Genomic DNA, 6,686 nt, shown 5'->3' with positions numbered 1-6,686 from the left:
CACCAACCAGGCGTAAACCAGCCAAACGCTGCCGTCACTACCCCCGAACGCCTGTAACTCCTACCTTTCAACCTCAGCAGCAGCGAGAACTCATAGCGCTCTTTAATGAGAGCGGCCAGATATATGCTGTTCAACGAGCATCGTTGGTCACAATGCCGCATCCGTCACCAAAAGTGCGCCGCCGGCCTGCGCTGGAATATGAGCTACGCCGAGCCATGCATGATCACCTAAAGCACAACTCGACGACTACGGCCGACCTCTTCCCCATGACTGTATACCTGACGGACGAGTCCCGACATGAGGAAGTGGAACGAGCAATCGCCGCCTTCATTGAGGCCTTCGACCTCGAAGAAACGATTGCTATCCCACCCGCCCTAGGTTCATGGCTCAAGAGACTTCTTCTCCGCAGCAGAAATGTCGCGACCTCAGACGCGGCTAAGGATATCCGCGAGGAAGTTCGCCGAGCCGTCGAACTGCATGGCATCCACAAGATTCAGGCAGAAGTCGACGAGAGGAAGGCCGCTGCCGCGAGCACCTTGATTCAGGCCCTTGACAGTCAGCAGAGAGCAGCGGTGCTGCTGGGCTCAATGATCATCCTGAAGTCCGGCAACTCCCTTGTAGTACGCGAGCTGACACAGCGGGAATTGATCCATTTGGAGCGCAATCCCAAACTGCTGCAGAACCCGGCGGAACTACTCGAAGCGCTCCAGTGCTTGCCCTGGGAAGAGCCGCCAGCCATCGAAGGAGTGCGCTGAGCATCCCTCGGGGTGTGGGCCAAGCACGGTCGCCGGACAGCCGCGCCAGGCCTCCTCTTGCGCCACATTGCTTGTCCCCGCGACGTTGGAACTACGGCCTGGATCCCAGCGATCCGGTGCCCGGTTGAGAGTGGCCACCACTGACAGACGGTGGTCTGTCAGTCGAGGTCAGCCGTGGCCTACCTCGTTCCATACACGATGCCACAAATGCATGCTGACGGCGCGAATCTCCGCCATGTCGCGGAAGCAAGCGGTGTAGAGCAGGATCTCGGGAGCGTCGTCGGCACGCCGGGGTCAGGTATGGCCAGAGCGGACACCTCGACGGCTACCCGCCACTCGTCGGGACCGCACTGGGCCAGGACGGTACCCGGCAGCCACGGCCACGAGAGTGATCCTCGTTCTGCTCATGGTGTAGGGGATAGCTGACGAGAACGGGGGTGTCTTGAACATCGTGGGATCAATTCGATGCGCTGGTCGCCGTCTGCGGGTTCACGCCTGCGGCCCTTCGGGTGTGGATCGTCCGGACGCGTACGAGGCTCGGATCCCACTTGTCCGCGATGGCGGTTGCCTCGGCCAGATGCTCACGGACATCGGCTCGCTGCAGCGCTTCCTTGTACTGCTGCTCACTGGCCCACTGCGCGTAGTTGATCACCCGGGTTCCGTCCAGGCTGGTGTGCAGGTTCGCGGAGATGAATCCGGACAGCGTCACGAAGATCTTGCGGGTGGCCTCGCCCAGGGCGTCGGCCAACTCCATCTGCCGCGCCGGGGTGACGGTGAACACGTTCACCAAGGTGACCTGATCGGTGTCGGCCGTGACGGTGATCGTCGTGGTGGCGGTGGTGGTGGTCATGATTGCTCCTCCTTGAATTCGTGCTGATTGGAACCGGAGTGCGGACTGTCAAGCGTGTGCGGGGATGCCGAGCGCAGCCAGAATCGCATCCACGACCGCAGTGGACACCAGCCCTCAATGATGGAGCGGTGGTCTCCCTCGGCCGCGGCTTCGGGCAGGTGATAGACCTTTCGGATCGCGGCCAACAGCCGTGGCTCGTGGTGGTGAGACATCAGGGGCACCGGCACCACGAATCAAAATCACCCCGCCCCGGTCATGGTCAGCCTCCGTGCGCGGTGAGGGTATAGCCCTCGGGGCCGGTGAAGGTGAACGTGCGGCCGAAGGGACTGTCCTTGGGCGGGCTGATGATGGGCACTCCGGCGGTGGCGAGTTGGTCGTACAGTTCTTGGGCGTCGGCGGTGCGGAACCACAGGGCCACCCCGAGACCGGGGCGTCCGACGGTGTCGAGATCCACGCCGGGCAGCGGCTCGCGGACGGCGAACGGGATCGGCTCGGTGGCGAAGACCACCGCGCCGGGAGGCGAGGCCGGTGCCCGCCGCAGTCCGAGGTGCTTCTCGCAGAAGGCGGCCGCTGCCTCGACATCGCGTACCTGCAGAGCGATGAAGTCAGGGCCGTCGACGGTGGCGGTCATGGGTTCTCCTCGATTCTTGGATGTCAGGACTTTGACATACAGAGACTGTACTCGCGGCGACCCCCTATGTCAAAATCCTGACATGGAAGCCCGGAGGCCCGTAGACCCGCCCCATCCCGCTCAGGACGTCACCGAGCACGTGGGATACCGCCTCAAACGCTGCGCCGCGGCGCTGGCGGCGCCATGGACAAAGCGCTGCGCCAGCACGGCATGACGGTGCCGCAGTACGCATGCCTCGAACTCCTCGACCAGCAGCCCGGCCTGTCCAACGCCGAACTCGCTCGCGGCACGTTCGTCACACGGCAATCCATGAACTTCGTCCTGCGCGGCCTCCAGGACGCGGACCTGATCTCCCGGCCCGCCACCACCGACCACGGCCGCGCCCTTCCCGCACACCTCGCCGCGGAAGGCCGCAGGCGTCTCGACGCGGCCCGATCCGCCGTCTATGACATCGAACGGCATATGGTGGACGCGATCCCGCAGCCGCGCCTGGCCGCCCTCCTCGCCGACCTCGACCGCATCGCGGCAGCCCTCGGCGGTTGAGTCGCATGCGACAGCGAGGACGTAGCCGGTCCGGCGGGCTTCGCGCGCGGCGCGCAGGTGAGGGTTAGCGCCGTCGACCTCGTCGCCAGCGATCCAGTGTGCACGGACGCCGGCGTCCACAGTCCGGCTGATCATCGCGGTGGCCAGGGCCGGCTTGGTGGCGAACGCCACGCGGTCGGGTGCCCCGGCCACCCGGCAGCGGTCCGGGTCCTCGGTCCACGAACGCGGAATGTACGGCTCCCCGTCGATCGCTGCGTGCCCGATCGCGGTCGCGTAGACAAGGTAGACGGCGACCAGCGAGTTCTCGATCCTGCCTGCTGTGCCGGTGTACTGGCGCTGCACCTCCATCGTGCGGGTGCCCTTCTTCAGGGCCTCGCTGTAGTCCCAGCAAGGCCGACCGGCTGCGCCAGGCCAGGCAGGTCCAGGCCGACCACGAGCGCCCGGCGACGCCGCCGCCAGCACCACCCCGGCCGCGCTGTTTCTGTCGGCGGCTTCGGCCGCCTGCACGACGCCCAGATGCCCGACGCCGAGCGCGGGCTCGGCACCCTGCGCCCGCACGACGCCGCCACACCTTCGCCTACCGGCTCTCCCAAGCTTCCGGCCACAACCGCACCGAACTCGAACCCCGCCTCGGCCACGCCAACGACCGCTACCTACGCCTGTACACCAACCCGCCGGACGAGATCGCGGCTGGCTACATCGAAAACCTGTGACATGACGACCGACGTCTTACCGCTGCGCTGCGAGATCACCGGTGACCTGGGCGGGTCTGTCCAGTGATCGGCTCTGTCTCAGATTCGGTGGTAACGGTGCGTCTCATAGCGTCACGCTGAGCTGTGCATGGTGTCGATGAGCTTCTAGGCACGGTGTTTTCGGGGTTATCGCCGCTGGTGGTGGAGGACGTGGCGGACGAGGGCAAGCAGATCCGGGTACGGGCACGAACCCCGGATGGATCGGCCGTCTGTCCGGACTGCGGGGTGGAGACGGCGCGCGTGCATGGCTATCACGAGCGGAGCGTGGCAGATATTCCGGTCGATGCCCGTCGCGTACTGGTGGTGGTGCGGGTTCGCCGGCTGATCTGCCCGACGCGCGGGTGCCGCCAGACCTTCCGCGAACAACTTCCCGGCCTGCTGGAGCGCTACCAGCGGCGCACACCCCGCCTGGCCTCACACATCGGCGTGGTGGTCCACGAACTGGCCGGACGCGCCGGCATGCGAGTCTTGTCCGCTCTGGCCGTGCGCCTGTCCCGGCATACCGCCCTGCGCATCCTGTTGCGCCTGTCCCTGCCGCAACTGAGGGTCCCTCGGGTGCTGGGGGTGGACGACTTCGCGCTGCGCCGACGTCACCGCTACGCCACGGTACTGATCGACGCCGAGACCCGCGAGCGCATCGACGTCCTACCCGGCCGCACCGCCGATGGGCTGGAGGCCTGGCTGCGCGCCCATCCCGGGGCGCGGGTCGTGTGCAGGGACGGCTCCGGCGCCTACGCCGAAGCGGTCCGCCGCGCGCTGCCGGACGCCATCCAAGTCGCTGATCGGTGGCACCTGTGGCACAACTTCGGCGAGGCCGTCACCAAGGAAGTCGCCGGACACAGCGCCTGCTGGGCCAAGGCCGGACCACCCCTGCAGGACGGCAAGCGCGCACAGACCACCCGCGACCGCTGGCACCAGATCCACGACCTCCTGGGCAAGGGCGTCGGCCTGCTGGAGTGCGCGCGCCGGCTGAACCTGGCCCTCAACACCGTCAAACGCTACGCGCGTGTGCCCGAACCCGAACGCCTGCAACGCGCACCGCAATACCGGCCCACCCTCGTCGACCCCTACCGCGACCACCTTCGACGCCGCCGATCCGACGACCCTGCCGTTCCCGTCCTGCACCTGTTCAAGGAGATCAAAGCCCTCGGCTACCAGGGCAGCTTCAACCTCCTCTACCGCTACATCACCCAAGGCCGGGTCGAAGCCGACCAACTGCCCGTCTCCCCTCGCCGCCTCGCCCGGCTTCTACTGACTCGGCCCGACGACCTCAAAGACGAGCACCGCCGCCTGCTGGACGACCTCACCGCAGCCTGCCCCGAGATGATCGACCTGGCCGGGCTTGTCCGCGGCTTCGCCGACCTGCTCCGGCCACGCGAGGGCAACGCCGACCGCCTCGACGCCTGGATCACCACCGCCCGCGCCGCCGATCTGCCTCATCTGCACGCCTTCATCCGTGGCCTCGACCAGGACCGCGACGCCGTCCGCGCGGCCGTCACCTTGCCGTTCCATAACGCCGGCACCGAGGGCGTGAACACCAAGACCAAGCGCATCATGCGCCAGATGCACGGCCGAGCCGGGTTCACGCTGCTCCGCCACCGCATCCTCTTGGCCTAACTCTCCGTCACCACCGAAAGAGAGACAGAGCCGAAGACCGTACCGTCCCATGTGGCGCTCATGGCTCCGGTTCCAGGACGCGGTCTCCGTACGCCGATGTCGGCCAGCGGCGAGGGCGCGGCAGAGGTCACTGCGTCCCGGGGCGCCGAGCGGTCAAGATGGCAGGACCTATTGGAGCGGCTGTCCACAGAGAGCGGCGCGCAGTCGTCGGAGTAGAGGACGCTGCCGCGGTCGTCGCAGGATCGGTGGCGGCAGCGCCCCATCGGAGAGGAGCGGTCACAGAACTTCGGGCCGTGGTTCAGGCATCGAGACTCTCTGCGAATGTTCGACTGTGCGTTCCCGCGGCAGCAGAGCGATGGCCAGAGCGCCCAACACGGCCGGGATCATGAAGGCGTAGAAGCCAGCTTTGGGCGAGGCGACCAGCACGGTCACCGCCGCCAGGTACGACGGCCCCACGATGGCGCCGATGCGGCCCACTCCCAGGCCGAAGCCCATGCCGGTAGCGCGTAGCGCGGGCGGGTAATGATGAGCCTTGCAGGCGATCACAAGACCCTGCGTGCCAAGCGAGCCGACTCCGGCCAGCGCCGACAGCAGCAGGATCAGCGGCCGTGGTTGCTGGGTGCTCAACATCAGGAGCGCTGCGGCGCCCACCAGGAACCCGCCCAGCGTGATGGCGCGCAGGTGGCCCCGGTCGCCGAGAAGGGACAGGCTCGTGGTGCCGATGGCGCCGCCGAAGGTGAAGGCGATAGAGAATTCCAGCGCCGAGCTCAGGTCGTACCCCGAGCGCATCATCACCGACGGCAGCCAGGTGCTGGTGCTGTAGATGAGCACGAAGGACATGAACGCAGCCAGCCAGAGAACCACTGTGGCCCGCCGCCGTCCTGAGGAGAAGAGCTCGAGGAGCCGAGCCCGCTCGACGTGGCCCACCTCGACCGCACCCGAGGCGTGGGACAGCAGTCGCCAGACGATCGGCAGCAGGAGCAACGGGAGTGCGCCGACCGCGAACACCGACTGGAACGGCATCTCCGGGAGCAGGAGCCGACCCAGGAGGGATGATGCCGCGCCGCCGACACCGATGGCGGCCAAGGCGGCGGTGATGTGCAGGGTTCGCCTCTTCGGTGGAGCGTTGTCGGCGACCAGCGCGCTGACGAGCGGTGCGAGGGCACCGACGCCGACGCCGGTGAGCGCTCTGGCCACGGCGAAGACGCCGAGATTGGGCGCCACGGCGGCAAGCAGCATTGCGGCCGAGATCAGGGCGAGGAACAGGGTGAGCGGCAGACGCCGTCCGTAGCGGTCGCCCGCCCATCCGGCGAGCATCGATCCGACCGGCATGCCCAGGGCGGTGGCGCTGCCGAGCATGCCGAGGGTGGCCGGAGTGGCATCCCAGATGTGCTGCTGGAGGAGCGTGGGCCCGACGGTCCCCAGGGTGAAGAGGTCGTATCCATCGATGAAGAGGATGACGGCGGCGAGGGCGAGAACGGTGTGCCGGCCAGGTGTGCGGGCATCACTAACAGACATATGCGATTCCTTCGCGATAT

Annotated in this window: 6 protein-coding genes and 1 pseudogene; 3 read left to right on the top strand and 4 right to left on the bottom strand. The window is 67.1% G+C overall.

What is annotated here, in order from left to right; all coding sequences use genetic code 11:
- Positions 1 to 755: hypothetical protein (locus DQW85_RS46275; protein WP_205315800.1), on the top strand; the 755-nt coding region annotated here is incomplete at its 5' end.
- A gap of 457 nt (positions 756 to 1,212) precedes the next feature.
- Here DQW85_RS46275 and DQW85_RS41070 read toward each other — a convergent pair.
- Both DQW85_RS41070 and DQW85_RS41065 read right to left on the bottom strand, forming a co-directional pair.
- Positions 1,213 to 1,605, bottom strand: coding sequence for an antibiotic biosynthesis monooxygenase (locus DQW85_RS41070; RefSeq protein WP_113705133.1), 393 nt, complete (start codon positions 1,603 to 1,605; stop codon positions 1,213 to 1,215).
- A 259-nt stretch (positions 1,606 to 1,864) separates the two neighbouring features.
- Positions 1,865 to 2,236 (bottom strand): VOC family protein, encoded by a 372-nt coding sequence (locus DQW85_RS41065; protein ID WP_113705132.1) that lies wholly within the window; start codon positions 2,234 to 2,236, stop codon positions 1,865 to 1,867.
- Positions 2,237 to 2,419: 183 nt separating this feature from the next.
- Between DQW85_RS41065 and DQW85_RS48440 the strand changes: the two genes are divergently transcribed.
- Positions 2,420 to 2,779: a MarR family winged helix-turn-helix transcriptional regulator gene (locus DQW85_RS48440; RefSeq protein WP_420819220.1), complete on the top strand. Its 360-nt coding sequence runs from the start codon at positions 2,420 to 2,422 to the stop codon at positions 2,777 to 2,779.
- Here DQW85_RS48440 and DQW85_RS48435 read toward each other — a convergent pair.
- Positions 2,777 to 3,148: pseudogene (locus DQW85_RS48435) on the bottom strand (transposase); the annotation flags it as partial. The gene DQW85_RS48440 and the pseudogene DQW85_RS48435 sit on opposite strands and share 3 nt — an antisense overlap.
- Positions 3,149 to 3,615: 467 nt before the next feature.
- On the opposite strand from DQW85_RS48435, the gene DQW85_RS41050 reads away from it, so the two are divergent.
- A complete protein-coding gene (locus DQW85_RS41050) occupies positions 3,616 to 5,148 on the top strand; it encodes an ISL3 family transposase (protein WP_113705131.1) in 1,533 nt (510 codons plus the stop codon).
- 276 nt (positions 5,149 to 5,424) lie between these two features.
- Here the strand turns inward: DQW85_RS41050 and DQW85_RS41045 are convergent, their stop codons facing one another.
- Entirely contained in the window at positions 5,425 to 6,666 is a 1,242-nt protein-coding gene (locus DQW85_RS41045) for an MFS transporter (protein WP_162795778.1), read from the bottom strand.
- Between the last annotated feature and the right edge of the window lie 20 nt (positions 6,667 to 6,686).

Source organism: Nonomuraea lactucae, assembly GCF_003313395.1.
GTDB lineage: Bacteria > Actinomycetota > Actinomycetes > Streptosporangiales > Streptosporangiaceae > Nonomuraea > Nonomuraea lactucae.
Note: the sequence above shows the minus strand (reverse complement) of the source record. Positions and strands in the feature narration are given on the sequence as shown.